Origin of the sequence: Thermogutta sp. (assembly GCF_039793925.1) — a bacterium.
GTDB lineage: Bacteria > Planctomycetota > Planctomycetia > Pirellulales > Thermoguttaceae > Thermogutta.
Window position 1 is genome coordinate 1 of the sequence record NZ_JBAMME010000351.1, and the last position, 2,255, is coordinate 2,255.

Below are 2,255 nucleotides of genomic sequence, written 5' to 3' on the forward strand. Positions count from 1 at the left end.
GGGCAGCCCGCTACCTTGGAATCGCACCCTGGGAGCTGGCTCGGCAGCCCGTAACCTGGCGCGACTGGGCGCTGGCTGCCGAGAGTGCAGAAAATCAAGCAGAAGCAGATAAAGTAGAACGCTGGAGAAAGAAATAATGGCCATCACCGCCGCGCAGTTGCTTGTCAAAATAGGTGCCGACACCCGTGAAGCCGAAGAGGGGATGCGCGAGGTGTCGGCCCGGCTTGCATCTTTCGGCAAAGAGGCACTGACGGTTGGAAGTATGATTTCGGCCGGCATTACTTTGCCGCTTTTGGGGATGGCTAAAACCGGTGTTGATGCTGCCAGCAGTTTGGATCGCGAAATGCGCAATATTCAGAGCATCTCGAAGGCTACCGATGACGAGATTGCAACGCTATCGGATACATTCGTGCGCATGAGCATGGACATCGGCATTACGACGGACAGCGCGGAAAAACTGGCCGCCGGCTTTTATGATATCCAATCGTCGGGATTTTCGGGCGCAGACGCCATGAAGGTGCTGGAAGCCAGTACAAAGGCCGCCAGTGCGGGGCTAACCGACACCGCGGTGGCTAGCCGAGCGATTACAGCAACTTTGAATGCCTACGGGATGTCTGCCGACCAGGCGACTCGGGTCTCCGATACGCTTTTCCGCACGGTGGATATCGGTGTGCTGACCTTTGAGGATTTGGCCACCAACCTGGGCGATGTGGTGGGAACAGCGGCTGTAGCCGGAGTGACCATCGAGGAACTTGGGGCCGCCTTCGCCACGATGACGAAAGGGGGAATTTCTGCTGCCGAGTCGGCAACTGCATTGAATCAATTGATGCTTTCGTTCATTTCCCCGACCGAGGGTGCCCGGGAAGCCGCAGCCGCGCTCGGCATTGAACTTTCGGCCACCGCACTACAGAGCAAGGGGCTCGGCGGGGCCATGGCCGAAATCGCCGAAAAAGTGGGGGGGGATGCTGAGGCAATGGCTGCTCTTTTCCCCAACGTGCGCGCCCTCAAGGCCGCCCTGGCGTTGACACGAGAGGAAGCGAAGCCGTTTGCCGAGGACCTGGAAGCCATCGGCAAGTCTGCGGGGGCAACTCAGGCAGCCTTTGCAATTCAGACGCGCTCCTTTAGCGCTCAGATGGCCTCCTTTAAAAATTCGCTGCAGGGGCTATTTATTAGTCTGGGCCAGATCATTCTCCCGGTATTACAGGATATAATGGATCAGATCAGGCCGCTCATCAATTGGGTTATGAGCCTGGATGACAATGCAAAAAGACTAATCGTGACAATTGGGGCAATCGTCGCGGCTATAGGGCCGGTTCTGTTCGGCATTGGTGCGCTGTCCATCGCATTTTCCGCATTGGCTTCCCCTATCGGCGTTGTCCTCGCAATCATCGTGGCACTGGCCGCGGCCTGGGCCACGAACTTCCTCGGCATCCGTGATGTTACAATGCAGGTATGCGATTTGATTTCGGCCAAAGTGCAGGAGGTCTGGCCGACGATCCAGGACATTATCACGAATGTTGTTGGGGCAATTCGGGCTGTCATCACAAATGTGCTGGCAGCGATCCAGGCATTTTGGCAACAGCACGGGGAGCAGATCCTGGGCCTTGCCCAAACTGCCTGGAGTGCCATTAGTAGCATCATTGACCTGGCGATTCGCAATATCCAGGACATCGTGACCACTGGGATGCAGATGGTACAGGAGTTCTGGGCAGAGAATGGCCAACAGATTATGGAAGCTGCTCAAATTATCTGGACCGGCATCCAGCAGATAATCAGCGTTGTGGTTAATATAATTTGGACGATTATCAGCACGGTAATGACTGCTGTGCGGGAATTTTGGCAAGCGCACGGCGATCAGATGCTGCAGATCGCGCAAAACACCTGGGACATCATCAAAGCAATCATTGAGACGATCATCAATGTCATCTTCGGGATCATCAAGCTTGTGGTAGCGCTGATTCGGGGAGACTGGGAAGGCGCGTGGAATGCGGTGAAAGGCATTGCGGAAAGTATCTGGAACGGGATTTACCAGATCATTGCAAATTTGCTGGATAATATTCGCATCCAGATTAGCGTGGCGCTGGACATCATTCGTTCTCTCTGGGAAAGCGTCTGGACTAGAATCCATGCTACCGCTCAGGGTATCTGGGAAGGGATTAAAGTTACAATTGAGAGCACTTTAGAAGGAATCAAAGCCATAATCTCGGGGGCGCTTGATTTTGGGAGGTCAGCCTGGGACAATATCTGGGGAGGGA

At 54.8% G+C, this 2,255-nt stretch carries 1 protein-coding gene; it reads left to right on the plus strand.

The genetic code is table 11. From position 1 onward, the window contains the following. Positions 1-136 precede the first annotated feature (136 nt). Positions 137-2,255: phage tail tape measure protein (locus ABJK56_RS19295; RefSeq protein ID WP_347246321.1), on the plus strand; the 2,119-nt coding region annotated here is incomplete at its 3' end.